The following is a 15,441-nucleotide window of genomic DNA, read 5'->3' as shown; positions in this document are numbered from 1 at the left end:
ATTCCGGCCCGTTGGCGGTGGAAAGTGGTCTATCTCAATTGCTGCCGAGCTGTTGCCATGAGGTCAGATCTGACGCCGCAAATGCTGGAAGCGATGCACGCTCAGGAAACGGGCGAGGTTGTTCTACCGCTGATCACCTTGACGCAAGCGGGGTGGGCTGAAGCAATCCGCGTTGTGCCGAATACTGTGCCAATCACCCATCAGGGGCAGGAATTCCAGCCACTGGGGTTTAGCGTTTCCCTGCCTGACGAAGAGGCGGAAGGCGTGCCAGTGATCAACTGGGTTGCAGATAACACTGACCGGCGGTTGGTGCAGGCTTTGCGGCAGGTTACCGGCATCGTTGAAGCGCAGATTGTGGTGATCCTGGCTGACACTCCGGATGATGTGCAGGTCGGCCCCTTGGATGTTGAGATGCGCGCAGCGGAATATGACGCGCACACCATTCGCGGCACCATGGGAGTGGAGCCAATTCTGGAAACCCAATTCGGGCATATGATCCTGAACCCCCAAAATGTGCCGGCACTGTTCTGATGTGGTCGGATGGTTGGATTGGCATTCCCTACCAAGAGCTTGGCAGGGGGCCAGAAAGCTATGACTGCCTTGGTTTGTTTTTGGCTCTGCAGCGCGTGCGCCATGGTCGGGATCTCTTTGACCCGCTGTGCACGATGACCGCTGCAGCCCGGTTAAATCTGGCAGCCAAAACGCGCCCAGACTGGCGGCGCGTGGATCGGGCAGTTGAGGGGGCGGCGCTGTTGTTCAAAGTGAAAGGGCTGGCTCTTCATGTGGGCTATGCCATGGGCGGGCGGTTCATGCTGCATGCATCAGGTGAGATCGGTGAGAGCGTGATTGAAGACTATCAAAGCAGCGCCTGGGGTTCACGGCTGGAAGGGATCTATGTCTATGGGTCCTGATCTGTTTGAAACCACGGCCTACAAACACCCATTGCGGGGGAGGCCTGTGTCCCAAACCCGTCAAGAAGGGGCCAGCGTTGCAGATATCGTGCGCGATGCCGCGATTGAGCCGCGGTTTCTGGCCGCGGTTCAGGTGACCATCAGCCGCGGGGCGAATTCTTCCGTTGTGCCAATGGATCAATGGCACCGGGTGCGCCCGCGTTCCGGCAGCCATGTGCTGATTGGACCAAGGGTAAACGGTCCTTTGGCCGGTTTGTTGCTGGCGGCAGTTTTACCCTCAGCCGCTGGCGCGGTTGCGGGGGCCGTGTTTGCCTCTGGGACGCTTGGCTATGCATTAGTTTATGCGGCGGTTTCGATTGTTGGCTCACTTTTGATCAACGCCTTGATCCCGCCCCCTGTGTCGCCGGGACGTGCAACGCAGGATGATCCAAATCACTCGATCACCGGATCTGGCAACGCGGAAAATCGCTATGGGGTCTACCCAACCGTATTGGGGCGCCATCAGATCTTCCCGCCCAAAACGGCCAGAGGCTACACAGAGGGGGAAGCGGACAATATCTATTTCCGGGGGCGCTACACCTTTGGCTATGGCCCGGTTGCTCTGGAAACACTGCGCATTGGCACCACGCCGATCACAGAATTTGAAGGCGTGGAACTGGAATTCCTCAATGTGGATGAGGCCGAGACCTTGGCGAATTTGCCAGATCTCGCGCCGTTGGTTACGGCTTGGCGGCAAGGCACAGAGGCAATGTCTCTCTATCCGGATGATGTGGCTGAAGACAATTTTTCGGTGGGGCTGGAGCAAGACGTGGCGGTGGTGCGGACAACACGGGACCGTGCGGTCTCTGTCACGGTGGATGTGACCTATCAGGGGCTGGTTGCCTTTGACGGTAACAACAATAAGCAAACCCATTCGGTTGATGTGGGATACCGATATCGCAGGGTTGGGGATCTGGACTGGATCGATGCGGGCACAGAAACACATAGTGGTGCTTCAACGGCAAACCTGCGGTTTTCCAAAACGATCCAGCTGCCGGATGAGGGTGAATATGATGTCGAGGTGACCCGTCAAACTGAAGACAGTGAGGCCACAACGGTTCGCGACGATGCCTATCTGACTGCCCTTCGGTCTGTGCAATCGGGATCTCTGCCAAGCCATGCGGATATTGCCGAGGTTGCAATCCGGGTGAAGGCCAGCGACCAGCTGAATGGTCAGCTGCAGGATTTGAACGGGGTGGCCTTGCAGATGGCCCCGGTCTGGAACGGCGCGACCTGGTCAGCACCGCAACCCGTTCGCCATCCGGCGTGGATCTATGCGCGGTCTCTAATGGGGCCAATGCTGGCCCGGCCCATTGGCGAAACTCGAATTCAGATCGATGACCTTCTGGATTGGGCGCAGCAAGAACCGCACTGGACCTGTGACGCGGTGATTGATCAGTCCACCACTGTGGCCGAGGTGCTGGATATGATCTGCGCCACGGGTCGGGCGCGGCGCACACTGCGGGATCTGAAATACTCGATCATCCGTGATGGTGGCGCAGGGCCGGTGGTGCAGCAGTTCAGCCCGCGCAACAGCTACGGGTTTAAGGGATCGATCACCTTTCCAAAGGAGATCCATGGGTTCCGGGTGCGCTGCCTGTCTGAGCGGCTGGAATGGCAGCAGGACGAAATCGTCGCCTATGCCGATGGCTATGATGCGTCTAATGCCAGTGAATTTGAAACTCTGGATCTGCGCGGTGTGGTTCTGGCCAAAAATGACGCCACCGGGGGCAATGCCTGGCGTCTTGGGCGTTATCATCTGGCGCAGGCGATCCTGCGCCCGGAAGAGTTCAGCTGGAGCAGTGATCTCGACCATTTGCGGGTCAACATGGGTGACAAGGTGCGCCTGGTGCATGATGTGCCGCTGATCGGTGTGGGGTCAGGCAGGATTAGCCAGATCACCAGTGATGGCAGTGGCAACCTGATCAGCTTTACCCTTGATGAATTTCTGTCGCCAGAAGCGGGTGATTACCGAATTTGCCTGCGCCGGGGGTCTGAAACTGAGCTGGTGTTTCGGGCCAATCCACCGACCTCCTATGATGGGATCTGGACTGTTGCTGAGACCGTGAATGCGGCGGGCATCAAATTGGGTGATTTGGTTTCCATTGAGGAAATGACGCAGGAAAGCATGGAAGTGCTGATTACATCGATCCAGCATGGCGAGGAGATGCAGGCCAAGCTCAAGGGCGTGCCTGCAGCGCCAGCGGTTCTGTTGGCGGATCAAGGGGCCATTCCACCCTATGTGCCAACAATCACGACAGTTGTGCCGCGCGAAACTCTACTGGCCTCTGCGCCGCGCATCATCGGTTCGGTGATCGAGGTGGCGGCTGATCCTGCAAGGGTTCAGTGGGTTGGTGAGGTTGTTGCGCAGGATCGGTTCATCACCTCTTCTCTGCTTGCTGTCTTGCTCGATCTGGAGAGTGGGGCAGAAGTTTCCAGAGGTGAGGTTTCCAGCAACACCGTGACCGTAGATCTCCCTTTTGTTGGAGATTATGCCCTGAAAATCTATTCGAGGAATGGCGCAGGTGTTTTGTCTGCAGCGGTGGTGGAAGAGGTCAGCCGTGACGCCGCCGTGGTGAAACCTGACCTGGTGCAAGGATTTGGTCTGCGGGTCCTTGGTGACCAGGCACACCTTACCTGGGATAGCCTAGGGCCTGTCGCCAAACATTATGCCATCAGACACCTCGCTGCTGGAAGCTCTGGCTGCTGGAATGAGGCGGTGGACGTTGAACGCGCTGTGGTGGGCACCTCTGTCGCCGTTCCAGCCCTCGCAGGCAGCTACCTGATCAAGGCTGTGGGCCACTGGGGGGACTATAGCGCAGCCCCCACCGTGATCTTGTCAACGATTGCGGACCTGGTTGGGTTCAATGTTGTGCAAGAGGTGGCCCTGCATCCTGACTTTGTCGGTGACCTCGATGCTGGACTGTCGCGCACTGCGCGCGGCCTGCAGCTTTTACCCGAGGGATTGCCCCCACAGGATAGCTATCAGGCGACCTTTACATCCTCTCAGATCACCGACCTGTCGGCGGTGATGACCAGCCGTGTCACTGCGGCCCTAGATTGGTTTGCATTTGATCTTGGGGAGCATTGGTCTGAATGGGGTTTATGGTTTGATGTCGCGACCTGGTCTGGCAGTGAGGTTGATCCGGCTGGGCTGCAGTTGCAGATCTCGACCACTACCGAGGATCCAAATGACCAAAGCGCGGTCTGGACTGACTGGGCAGGGTTTCTGGTGGGGGATTATCTGGCGCGAGGCTTCAGGTTCCGGGTGGTCTTCACCTCAACAAGTGTCACGACATCGCCTGTATTAAAGGCTCTGACCGTCACGATCGATGTGCCGGACAGAATTGTAGAAGGGGCGGATATCGTCTGCCCTGCAGAGGGTGTGCAGGTCAGCTTTGATCCTCCGTTTTTGGGTAAGCCAGCGATTGCGGTTGATGGGCAAGGTCTGCCAGTAGGCGCACGATCTGTGCGGACAGCTGGCAATGCTTCAGGTTTCCATCAGCAGTTTCTGGATGATCTGGGGCAGGGCGTTGCCTGCACATTCGATTACATCGCCAAGGGCTATGGCCGACTTCAGTAAATTCAAAAATCTAGAAGAGGACGCAAAATGACCCAGCACGGGCTTGCAGACTTCGACCCAACAAAACGGAGTGGTTCTGATCTCCAGCTGTTGTTTGAGGCGCTGCATTCAAATCACAACGGATCAGAGCGTCCGGCTTATGCGATGCCGGGAATGCTATGGGCGCAGTCGGTCAGCGCCACGCAAACTGATCTGATGTATTTTGACGGTGTAGTGGATCACCTGGTGTTACGGGTGAACCCAGCCACTGGTCTCATCACGGGTGCATCTGCGTTCCTGCGGGATGCGGCAAATCTGAATGCGGGCAAGGTGGCTGCAGAGCGTCTGTCGCTGGCAACCAAGACCCAGGCGGAAGCCGGGGAGCATGATACCAAACTCATGACCCCCTTGCGGGTGCTTGAGGCAATCGCTGCTCTGGGATTGCTCAGATCTGGTGGCAAGCTGACCGGCAGTCTTACGATTGAAAACGGGGCACCGCTTCTCGATCTCAAAGAAACCGGCAAAGGTTTTCTTGCCCGAACGCTGGTCAACAATGAAGTCTATCTTGTCGAGGTTCGAAATACCGCAAGTGAGAAGAAGGGTAACATTCTAACCGCCGACTTGACTGAAACAGGCGCACTTCAGGTTAGCCTCTATCATGGCCCCGACAAGGCGGCGATGGTCATGCCCGCAGGTGAGGCGCTGACCGATCCCCTTGGTATCGTTACCTTTGAAAAAGGCAAAGCACTGTTTGCGCCGGTCGAAGAGTCAGCGTCTACAGTTTTCCCAGTGCGGGTAAACTTCAACGGTACCGGGGCGGTTTCAATTCGGTCTAGCAAGGGGGTCGCCTCCGTTGTGAAAGAAAGCCCTAGTGGCCCTTACACCGTCCACTTTTATGATGACCAGCCAGACACGAACTATGGCGTTTCAATCAGTGCGTTCGACTTCGATACAGGCGGCGATGAGCGCGGTTACATAATTGGGGAGACCAAAGCTGTTGGTTCTGTCTCGTTTTTTACCACCAATCTAACAGGCACGAGCAGGGATTTTGACAACATTACAGTACTGATTTCGAGGTAGCCCCATGAAAAAATCAATTGTCTATGCCGACGAGGCCGGTTCGGTTGCTGTGATGACCTTGGTTGAAGGCAGTGGTTTGACCCCAGATGAAGCGGCGGCGCGGTTTGTACCAGAAGGTGCCACCCACAGCATTGTTGACGCTGTGGATGTGCCGCCGGATCCCTCAGCCCGCGCGGCTTGGGCTGCTGATACGCTTGGCTTGCCAGCCTTACCATTTGAGCCTGAGCTTCCCAATCTTTCAAAGTCTGAGTTCGAAGGGTTCCTAGCCAGCAAAGACTGGGATCTGGTTTGGGATGGGATGATTGCCAGCCTCGCGGGCCGACCAGAAGAAGAAAGTCAAGATATGCGCGGTTTGCTGGCGAGATATCGAAACAAAGACACTTTTAATCTGAACAACACGCTGGCTCTGATCGGTGAGTTTGAGGGCTTTGCGAAGTCCGTTGATCCAGCCGTTGACTTAAGCGTTGCCACAGTCACGGCAGCATGGGCCAAAGCTGCAGGGGGTGCTCCATGATCGATAGCAAGCTTCAGGGGCTGGCCAATTTCACGACCATTAGCGGCGCAGCCATTGCCGGTGTAGGGGCATTGTCTCTGACCCAATGGCTGGCCATCGGTGGCTTTGTCCTGGCGCTGGCCGGGTTTGGCGTGAATTTTTGGTTCAAAGTCGCCACCTACCGGCTGCAGCGCCGTGAGCTGCAGGCGAAACTAGCTGGCAAATTGCCGAGCTAAACCAACCCCAAAAACTGAAACTGAACCCACCCTGCCTTTGGCGGGGTCTTTCCAATTGGAGACTTGAAATGTTTGATAAAAACTGGCGGGGCATTGTTCTGCGATCCTATACCGCCTTGGCCTTTTACGTCCTTGCTGCTGTCACATGTGCACCGGATGCCATCTATCTGGCGACGGGTGTGGATACCAACCCGGCTATGTGGACGATGCTGCAAATCTGGATCATCGCTTTGGGTATCCTTGGCCGGGTGGTCCTACAAACAAGTAAGGGCGCGATCCGGCGGCGCATTGTCGTTGCGATTCTTGTTCTTAGTTCAGTGATCCTTGCCTCGCAGGTAGCGGCGCAGACCACTGAAAAGGCCACCATGCGGGTCCTGGTGCCACATGTCATGGTCTGGGAAGGCAAGGAAAACCATGCCTATCTGGACCGGATCGCTAAACCACCAGTTTGGACTATCTGCTATGGCGAGACGCAGGGGGTGCGGCAGGGCGATTATCGAAGTGATGCCCAGTGCAAGGCGGACCTGATGCGCGGGCTAACCTCTTACCGTGACGCCCTGCATAAGTATTTTACACCTGAAACCAAACGGCAGCGGCTGACACCCTCGCGTGACGCTGCCTATGTGTCGCTGGCTTGGAATGTCGGTATACGCGGGGCAGGGCGCAGCACAGCCACACGCCGCCTGAACGCCGGTGATATCATTGGGGGCTGTGAGGCCCTGACCTGGTGGAACAGGGCTGGGCGACGCGTTGTGCGCGGCTTGGTGAATCGCAGGGGGGCGGAGCACCATCTTTGCATGGTCGGTGAGACCTGATGATGCAGGCCCTGCGGTTTCTGCCCTATCTGGCGCTGGCGCTTGCAGGCTGGTGGCTGGTCGATCTGGTGCAGGACCGCACCCAGTTGCGGGGGGAGCTTGCTGCAGCGCAAATCGAGATCACCACGGCTCGTATCGCCCAAGAGCAGGCGCTTGAATCCGCCCGCGTCCACCGCGTGTATCTGGCCCGCGCCGCTGATCACGCCCGCCAGTGGGACGCTTTACTCAATGACCTGCAATCCATGGAGGGCCGCGATGCGCCTTTGTCTCCTTTGCTGCGTGCTGCTGCTGAGCGGCTGTGGCCGTGATCCTGTTGTTATCACGCCACCACCACCCCCAGTGCCGCCCGACCTGCTGCAACCCTGTTCAGGATACACCGGGCCAAAACCAAGCACTGAAGGGCAGTGGATCGATGCTGCGGGCGCTGAGATGCGCGGGCGTCACTGCGCCAATGACCGCCTAGAAACCATTGCTGAAATTCTAAAACCAACCGGGCCGCGCTGAGCGGCCGCTTCAAATTTCCAAATTCCAAAACGTCGGAGACCCCCCATGCCAATCATTGACGAAGTAGAAGGCCAATTTGCTGGCTTGGAAAGCCCAATTGAACGTGTGTTCGATATCACTCCAAACGACGATGCCGATCTGGAATATATGACCCGCATTATCACCGTAGGGGGTGCAGGCAATGTTGCGGTGCATATGAAAAAGGACGATCCAGCAGACCCGCCAACTATTCTGAAGAACCTTCAACCGGGGCAGGATTATCCCCGTCGTGTCCGTCGCGTGTTTGCAACCGGCACCACCGCAACGGACATTCAGGGAGGCTCCTGATGATCGGCGTTGGCGTCAGTATCACAAGGCCCATGCACCCCATCCGCAACACCTCTCAAATCATGGCAGATTTCATCGCTGACCGCTACGTCGGTGGCGTTGGTCCTGGCATTCTTGATCTGTTTGATTTTGAGGCTGCTGGCAGTCGCAACTATATCAACGCACTTGGCCATCTAGTGACCGCTGCGCCGGGTGTACCGCGTAATGGTCATCATGAATGGTTGAACGGCATGTGGACGTCTGTTGGATTGCTGCTAGAGCCGTCTGGGACGAACAAGATTGCGCAGGCGGTCGCAAACATTACTGACTGGTGGGTCTCTGGTGCCTCGTTCGCCGCAGCAGCCGATAACTTCTTGGGCCGCTTCGCTGGTGTCGTGGTCACGTCCGATGGCGAGACATGGCACCGAGCGCGTCCATCGGCTGAAATGGCTGTTGTTGCTGGCCAAACCTCTAGCATCACGGCCTTCGTCAAAGAGGGAACAAGTGGCCGGTGCCGCATTGCGATCCGGCATGAACTCTCTAGCACGGAAACGCACATCAGAGGACCTATCGGCGCGTTGGCGTCCACAACTGAGAATGCAGGCACAGCCACTGTTATCCGTGAACTGGCGGTGCCCGGTGGTCATCTGATCTTTTGCACCTACACGGCCAATGTTAGCGGTGTTGTGTCGGTTGGGGTTGGGCCAGACAGCAACGTGGCTGGTGAGAATATCACAGTGTATTTTCTCCAGTTTGAGGATGGCCACGTTCCAACCTCGCCAATTCTTTCCGATGGGGCTGCAACCAGCCGCGCCAAGGATGTTCTGACACTTTCGGCTGTGACCCTGGCACGCCATTTGGTGGACCATGATCAAGAGCCTGAGTTGACCACGTTACCTGCGCCTGGCTTGCCGGGATGGGATGACGGATCAAGCATCGGCGGCTCAATGATCTATAATGCTGAGCTGGGCGGTGTGGATGTGGTCAACACAACCGGGACCGCCCGCGCGAACTGCGATTTCGTCGCTGAGATTGGCAAGACCTATCTAGTGGTTTTGGATCACCTCGCGGGGCCTGCAATGGGTGCTTACGTCTCCGAGGGCGGCACCGATTACAATCAAGGCACACTCAACCCCGGCGACACAGGCCGCGCCACGCTTTGGACAGCCACCGGCGTTGCGCCTAACGTATCTGGGCGGCAGTTCACTGGTGGGGAAACCTCGACATTTAGGGCCAGCATCAAAGAGGTCAACATGCCCACGCGACAGGATGGGCCGGAGGTGATCCAAGATCTGACTGTGCATATGGCTGGCTTGATGACCTATGAGAGACTTAACAATTTCTCGACGCTGACACTCATGGAGATCTATGGAGATAGCGGGAACCGACTTGGGGCTAAGGTTGATAGCGTCAACGGCTCTGGTGATTTGGTGGTGATCCACGGTGTTGACGGTGTTCTGACCTACAGCGGTGACGCCTCAACCTGGGCACCGGGCATGGGCGTCCCGTTTGATATTGCTGGGTCCTACTCGGATACTGACATGTCGGTCGCTGAACATGGCGGATTTTCGATATCGAAAGCTGTCTCAGGGTTCCCCTATCTAGGTGGGGCTGCACTAGAGATTTCACCTGAAAGCCCTGTTGTCCTGTCAAAGCTTGACCTGCGCTTTGGTGCCTCTGGAATTGATCTGGTGCGGGAGTTGGTAGCATGACCTATACTATTCGAGGAACTGAGGTCTTTGCCGACGTTGTCGAGGACGAACACGGCACAATTACTCAGGTCAGCTTTGCACTGAACGCCCCCAGCCCTGCCCATGTTGAAGCGGCGGCACTGACCAAAAACCTGATGGTGGTAAGGCAAGAGACGCAAAACGGTGTGTTGCGGGAATGGGTCGAAGAGGTGCCCCATGCAAACTTCTTTCCGGTTGCTGTTCTGCTGGAGCCAGCGGAAAGAAATGCCCAGGGCGAGATGACCACGGAGCCGGTCATGGATACGACCTATAGCGTCAATCTGGTCTTGACCGGTGATCTTATCCGCAAGGTGGATGAAAACGGCTGGTTCCTCTGGGAGCTGCTGCTGCTGGAGTGGATGGGATTGGGTGCCGAAACCACGGTCAACGATAAGGTGCCCGGCCTGGCTATGTCGGGTGTGTCTTTGATTGACATGTCGAAGGTGGCGACACGGCAGGGGGTAGTGGCCTAAATTCGCCTTCTTATCGTGCCTAGTTCCCAAGACAAATTACAGAGCTACCATAAGTATTGCACTGTACGTAGCTTGGCGGTTGGTAGCTCTGACCGCGGAATTGAAAATTTGGAAATGCCCCGTCCGATTTTCCGCATTGAACTGTCATTGAGTACCACGTGATGGGACCAGGCATTAAGTCTGCAAATAGGCCCCCGGCGTGGCTTTCGCTATCAATTACTTGATATGGGCCGCTACATGTTTTTGCAGCTTGAGCCATGCACTTGTTTGGCTTTGTCTTGCACTTAGAATAGACCAGCTTATCCCCTGAGGGGGATTGGATAATTTCAACGGGTGCTGCGATTGCAACTGATGCAAGTACCATCGTCATAATAGTTGTCGAACAAATGAACTTCATGAATATTTCCTAGTCGGGATCAATCTAAATGTTTCAAGCGGTAGGCTGGCGCTTGCAATTTGTAGTTGTTTTAGATTTTGATCAAGTGACTTGAGTGCGTTTTGAGGTAGTTAGATGTTGAATGTCCAGCTAAGGAGAATTGTTAGAATGTCATATTTGAAGGCCGCGAAAGCGGACGTGAGAGCAATTGATCTGCATTACAAACGTTGCCAGAAGGAACAAATCCCATATGTTTTGTGTTTGACACGAAGGACAAAGGCGGATGTGGATTTCGATTTTATTTCGCTGGAACCAGCCTTGGAAGCAAGGATAGATGCTCGTGCAGAAGAAGTTCGTGACCGGGCTGCTGATATTTATCGCAGTTACGCCACTAAGCAGTCTGAGTACTTGATGTCAGCAAAAGTTATATCCCTGAAGAATCTTGATATTCCGAGTGCTGAGCATGCCGCTGCAGCTCTCTATGAGCTTGTTTCCGAGGTTATTGGTGCTGGTGTGGAAGGTACATAAAAGGAGCCTGATATGGGTGATATCCATGATCCAGCAATAGGTTATGTAAATGTTGGGCGCAGCTATGAGACCTCCGCATTGCGACTTCTATTGGAGGATGCGACGAAAACTAGTTATCTTCCAGCCTTTCCAAGACGTCAGTTGTTTGTCATGGCGATAGAGTTGTATCTGAAGGCCTATTTGCTCTTACAGGATATGTCGGAAAGCGAGATTAGAAGGACCTTTTCTCACAAAGTTGGCGCTATTGGATCTTGCTGCCGTTCGCTGGGGCTAAAAATTTCTGAGGAACAATTTGAAGTGTTGACCCTGATAGAAGATACGGAAACGTTTACTCGCGATAGATACTTTATGGGCGGTATTCGTAGGGGTCTGCGAGACGATGCGCTTCAAGATCTTGCCGGTGTTTTGTTTAAGGCTGTCGGTCAAAGCGTGGCCGATAAACGTGGTAAGAAGTTTAACTTGCGTGGCGTCTCACCTGTCAACAAAAATAGGGGTGATTGATACAACCCCACCAGTGCGACCAGTTTGGATCTGGACCGATTGGGCGGGGCTCGGAACCGAATCCGATTAAGGAGAGAATTTTGAAAATCGTATTGTTTTTGGGGGTAGCGGTAATTGCTGCTGGCGCAAGCGCATACCTTTTGCCTTACCCGGATACTTGGGTGGATACGGATTTTGTCAAATTCGCGGGTTACATGTCCTCGTTGGTAACCGCGATTGCGATACCAATCTCAGCATATGCTATCTCTCAAGAAATCCGACATCGCTCTGAGGAAATAAAACGCCAGAACGATCGCGAAAAACGGGCAGATCTAGAGTCCACGGTACGAGAAATTCACCTTCACATCACCGAAAGCATGCGGCGACCCATTTCGATTTCCAGCATCAATGGAGAAGGTCGAGAAACTACCTTAGAGATCGAGCTATCTCTAAATGCGCGAGCGGGAGGTGAAAGTTTGATAAAATCGAAAGATGAATTGATGGAAGCTGCCCAAGCTGGTGGGGCGTCTCGTCAACTAGTGGAGCTCCATGTTTCCGCAGTTGATCTGGCTATCAACTTTCACGATCTGATTATAGCATCAGTTGCTCATTCTCGCGTTTCGAACTTTCAAGCGCTGGAAGGAATGTTTCGATCTAGGTACATCACACACATAGAATTTTTGAGAAATAAGGGTCTATTTGAAGGGCACATGGATGAGATATCAAGATGGCCTAAGCCATCGGATCGAGCTGATGACTGGGGGACAACTTAGTCCAACAAAGGAGCTATTACGTGTAGTTCTTGAAAGGTGGGATAGATTCTGCAGTGTGAATTGAATTTGATGAAAGCAAGTTTTCTTGGGTAATGTAGGCAGTGGAAAGTTTAGAGGAGATCGCGAGCATGCAATTCGGGCTCTACCGTCGCTGCTGGCTCGCGAAGGAAGAATAAAATGAAACTCGCTGCAATAAGAAGATTTGTGTGGGGACTAGCATATCTCCTTTTAATCCCACTTTTCGCTCTGATCTACTCATTCTTTTCAAGAGATTTTAGGTCATCCAACCTGCATTTCGACCCACAACTAGACGAGTTAGCACGGAGAATTGAAAGTCATCTGATCAGCGCGGCAGAGGGTTGCGATGTTCTTGTACCGTTCAAGATTTACCCATCATTGGACCTCGAAACCGGACGAGCCGAAATCGCAATTTATGGCTTCAGTTCTGAAGTTTCTGGCTTCGATCCTGATGTCGAGGACAGTTGGTTTGAAGGAAGAGGACGCGACGCTTTTTTGACTGTCGGAGATTACAGGGCAGATAGGTCATTTGGAACACTACCACCCGAAGGTCTTGTGGTTGGCTACTCACGCCACCACATAGACCATTTTGAAATCCCCGGTAGAAATGCAAGTAAGTATCAGTTGAACACCAAGACGAAGCAATTCGGTGTCGGAGGACGGACCGCACTATTTGTGAAGAACGAATCTTATACAGGGGAAACAAAAATATCTTATTCGAGTATCGCGCAAGCCGCGAACAGTTGTTTCGGTACCGTTGATGAAGAGACGACATTAGGTTTGCCAAGCATAGTTTTGCCGAGTAAAATAGTGGACGATGTCATTCTCTTTAGGTCAGCGTCCGCGGGTGGTCTCGACGCCTTGGACGGAAAATTTGCGAGAATGCTGTATTTCAGTACCGTTACAATTACTACGCTCGGATATGGGGATATTGCGCCAGTCACACACCGAGGGAGGATGTTAGTTGCATTGCAAACATTGTTCGGGATCGTGTTCATTGGACTATTTCTTAACTCTCTAGCAACTCCGCGCAGATGAACAAAAGGCACTTTGCGAGGCGAGTAAAGCATGTCTGAGAAAGTTCGGGTTTGGATGATCTAGTCGACTTTGATCAGCCGGTAGTTCCTCAGTTCTTGTTCACAGACCCATCGGATGTGGCGGTGCATGGTGAAGAGCTAGCTTTACGGCGTGGAGCGGAATTTGCATTTGTGTCGGCGGATATTCTGCCGAGTGATGAGTGGCGCTGTGTATCGGTCCAAGTCCAATACCGGAGAGGCGTCAAACTGTGGCAGTTCCAGTTCGCCTATGTCACCAGTATCTGAAAACCCGCACCTTCAACCAGGTGGAGTGGTAATCCACTCCAAATATACAACAGTTACTCATGGTTGAATTTCAACCCAGTTCGATTTTCCTTTAGAAACGGTAAACCTCAACTATACTTATCATATTGCCCAAAGACTGTGCGTTGCTCATTAGAAAACGCGGTTGGTAATGTTATTGCGGCATATGCAGCGTTTTTTTGATTGTGTGAGGAATATTGAATGGCCGCAACTCAAAAGCACATTGTAAAGAAGGGTGAAACGCTATCTGAGATTGCCAAGGCATATATGATTGTTGACTGGAAAAAAGAAATCTGGGCTGCGCCTTTCAATAAAGAACTTCGCAAAAAGACTAAGGTTCCTAGCAAAATTGAACCTGGCTGGGAGGTCTTCGTCCCTAAAATTAAGATGCCAACTGGCAAGATATATGCGCAGATTGGACTTGGTAAGTGGAGCTTGAACCGCCCCGACGACCTGAAAACCATCAAGCAACTTTTGAACAAACATGCCAAGAGTGTGGGGTTCAAAGAAGTCTCTATGACGCCAAAAGTTGACAGCTCATTCCTCACTGCTCTTAAGGCCTTTCAAAAGGAAAAATGCCTGCGAGTTGATGGCGTCATCACTCCAGACGGAGCCACACACAAAGCTCTGAGTAAACCCGCCGCAAAAAAAGAAGACAAAAGAGTTCGAGTGATCAAAATCGGGGGCAAGCAGTGTGCTGGCGACGATTCCGAAATAGAAAAATGTCTCAAACAGTTGTCTAATAGCTTATCTGAGCAAGTAAGGTCGGTTGAAGAACGTATTGCAAGTGTTCGACGCGCCTACAATATCCTACATAATGATACCATCGCCTCAGCAGCCGTCTTGCTCGCGGGGAATATGCGATACTATAAAACCGCTGGCGACAATCTTTCCAAGGCAGAAACTGCAATAAAAAAGGCAAAAACAAAAGTTGCACAGATTGATGCAAAAAGCATGAGCACAGGGGACAAACATCGAAGGAACGCAATCACATATATAAACATTGCAGGGCGTACCTTACAGAAGACAGTTGATGATAGTGGGGCCTCTGTTGACGCTTTTTTAGATGTTGTGTCGGTTGCTGATGACGTATCCACTGTTGCGTTGGAGATTATGCTCACGCTTATTACCAGAAAACCTGTTCTGGCATCAGCTATAACTGCTGGCTATAAACAATCACTGACCGAAGCGTTCAGTGGTCTCCTGAACTCCTCTAAATGGACAGCCAACGGAGGATTTAAAGGGGCAACCTGCCGTGTCGCAATCAAATCAGCAGAGGGTGTCGTACTCTCTAAAGTGGGGGGCGCAATAGCAAAACGCCTTACTCCCTTCGCTGATGAAATGGGACGGTACATCCAAAAAAGCGGCTTGATAGGGAAAGTTATTGATAAAAATCTGCGCAAAATGCAGCCTTATCTTTTCAAAAAATATGGAGGTGAACTGCTATTTCTTTATCCAAATCTTGTAGAAGCAGACATTTCCATGAAAGTCGTAAATAAGGCCGTGGATGTTGTTTGGTCGACCGGGTCATCGTCGATTTTGGAGTATTTCGTGAATTGGTACAACTCTTACCATATCGATATATGTAACCGTGTGGTTAAGTTGGGGGAAACGCCAGAGATTGCGGGATCTGCAATCGAAAAAAAGGCTAAATCTGAAAAGGTTTGCAGACCTCTAGTCGAAAAATTTGTCAACGAGAACCTAGATAAAATTGGCAAGGAGGTAGTGGTTCTCATGAAGAATAAGGCAAATGCACCTGTCTGAGACGGTCACCACT

At 53.1% G+C, this 15,441-nt stretch carries 18 protein-coding genes; all 18 read left to right on the top strand.

The features are described from left to right. Window positions 1–57: 57 nt before the first annotated feature. Window positions 58–531: a DUF1833 family protein gene (locus tag GO984_RS03200; protein WP_157021084.1), complete on the top strand. Its 474-nt coding sequence runs from the start codon at window positions 58–60 to the stop codon at window positions 529–531. Beyond that, complete coding sequence (locus tag GO984_RS03195) at window positions 531–911, top strand: NlpC/P60 family protein (RefSeq protein ID WP_157021083.1); 381 nt, start codon at window positions 531–533, stop codon at window positions 909–911. The genes GO984_RS03200 and GO984_RS03195 overlap by 1 nt, the downstream gene beginning before the upstream one ends. Before the next feature lie 46 nt (window positions 912–957). Next, window positions 958–4,533, top strand: coding sequence for a host specificity factor TipJ family phage tail protein (locus GO984_RS03190; protein ID WP_157021082.1), 3,576 nt, complete (start codon window positions 958–960; stop codon window positions 4,531–4,533). 27 nt (window positions 4,534–4,560) lie between these two features. Further along, complete coding sequence (locus GO984_RS03185; RefSeq protein ID WP_157021081.1) at window positions 4,561–5,592, top strand: hypothetical protein; 1,032 nt, start codon at window positions 4,561–4,563, stop codon at window positions 5,590–5,592. A 4-nt stretch (window positions 5,593–5,596) separates the two neighbouring features. Then, the gene (locus GO984_RS03180) at window positions 5,597–6,106 is read left to right on the top strand and encodes a hypothetical protein (protein ID WP_157021080.1); all 510 of its coding nucleotides are present in this window, start codon (window positions 5,597–5,599) and stop codon (window positions 6,104–6,106) included. Next, a complete protein-coding gene (locus GO984_RS03175; RefSeq protein ID WP_167740202.1) occupies window positions 6,103–6,321 on the top strand; it encodes a phage holin family protein in 219 nt (72 codons plus the stop codon). Before GO984_RS03180 ends, GO984_RS03175 begins: the two co-directional genes overlap by 4 nt. 68 nt (window positions 6,322–6,389) lie before the next feature. Next, complete coding sequence (locus GO984_RS03170; RefSeq protein WP_157021078.1) at window positions 6,390–7,136, top strand: lysozyme; 747 nt, start codon at window positions 6,390–6,392, stop codon at window positions 7,134–7,136. Next, on the top strand, window positions 7,136–7,444 hold the full coding sequence (locus GO984_RS03165) for a hypothetical protein (protein ID WP_157021077.1): 309 nt from the start codon (window positions 7,136–7,138) through the stop codon (window positions 7,442–7,444). The genes GO984_RS03170 and GO984_RS03165 overlap by 1 nt, the downstream gene beginning before the upstream one ends. Continuing rightward, window positions 7,416–7,640: an Rz1-like lysis system protein LysC gene (gene lysC, locus GO984_RS03160; protein WP_167740201.1), complete on the top strand. Its 225-nt coding sequence runs from the start codon at window positions 7,416–7,418 to the stop codon at window positions 7,638–7,640. The genes GO984_RS03165 and lysC overlap by 29 nt, the downstream gene beginning before the upstream one ends. Before the next feature lie 45 nt (window positions 7,641–7,685). Continuing rightward, entirely contained in the window at window positions 7,686–7,967 is a 282-nt protein-coding gene (locus GO984_RS03155; RefSeq protein WP_157021075.1) for a spike base protein, RCAP_Rcc01079 family, read from the top strand. Continuing rightward, the gene (locus GO984_RS03150) at window positions 7,967–9,658 is read left to right on the top strand and encodes a phage head spike fiber domain-containing protein (RefSeq protein WP_157021074.1); all 1,692 of its coding nucleotides are present in this window, start codon (window positions 7,967–7,969) and stop codon (window positions 9,656–9,658) included. Before GO984_RS03155 ends, GO984_RS03150 begins: the two co-directional genes overlap by 1 nt. Further along, window positions 9,655–10,149, top strand: a complete 495-nt coding sequence (locus GO984_RS03145; protein ID WP_157021073.1) for a hypothetical protein — start codon at window positions 9,655–9,657, stop codon at window positions 10,147–10,149. The genes GO984_RS03150 and GO984_RS03145 overlap by 4 nt, the downstream gene beginning before the upstream one ends. Before the next feature lie 544 nt (window positions 10,150–10,693). Continuing rightward, a complete protein-coding gene (locus GO984_RS03140; protein ID WP_157021072.1) occupies window positions 10,694–11,053 on the top strand; it encodes a hypothetical protein in 360 nt (119 codons plus the stop codon). A gap of 12 nt (window positions 11,054–11,065) precedes the next feature. Next, complete coding sequence (locus GO984_RS03135) at window positions 11,066–11,554, top strand: hypothetical protein (RefSeq protein WP_157021071.1); 489 nt, start codon at window positions 11,066–11,068, stop codon at window positions 11,552–11,554. Window positions 11,555–11,634: 80 nt separating this feature from the next. Next, on the top strand, window positions 11,635–12,306 hold the full coding sequence (locus GO984_RS03130; RefSeq protein ID WP_157021070.1) for a hypothetical protein: 672 nt from the start codon (window positions 11,635–11,637) through the stop codon (window positions 12,304–12,306). A 177-nt stretch (window positions 12,307–12,483) separates the two neighbouring features. Then, window positions 12,484–13,362, top strand: a complete 879-nt coding sequence (locus GO984_RS23470) for a potassium channel family protein (RefSeq protein WP_209279369.1) — start codon at window positions 12,484–12,486, stop codon at window positions 13,360–13,362. Window positions 13,363–13,412: 50 nt separating this feature from the next. Beyond that, a complete protein-coding gene (locus GO984_RS03120; RefSeq protein WP_157021069.1) occupies window positions 13,413–13,646 on the top strand; it encodes a hypothetical protein in 234 nt (77 codons plus the stop codon). A gap of 219 nt (window positions 13,647–13,865) precedes the next feature. Further along, window positions 13,866–15,428, top strand: coding sequence for a peptidoglycan-binding domain-containing protein (locus GO984_RS03115; RefSeq protein ID WP_157021068.1), 1,563 nt, complete (start codon window positions 13,866–13,868; stop codon window positions 15,426–15,428). Window positions 15,429–15,441 lie beyond the last annotated feature (13 nt).

It is taken from the genome of Parasedimentitalea huanghaiensis (assembly GCF_009753675.1).
Taxonomy (GTDB): domain Bacteria; phylum Pseudomonadota; class Alphaproteobacteria; order Rhodobacterales; family Rhodobacteraceae; genus Parasedimentitalea; species Parasedimentitalea huanghaiensis.
Note: the sequence above shows the minus strand (reverse complement) of the source record. Positions and strands in the feature narration are given on the sequence as shown.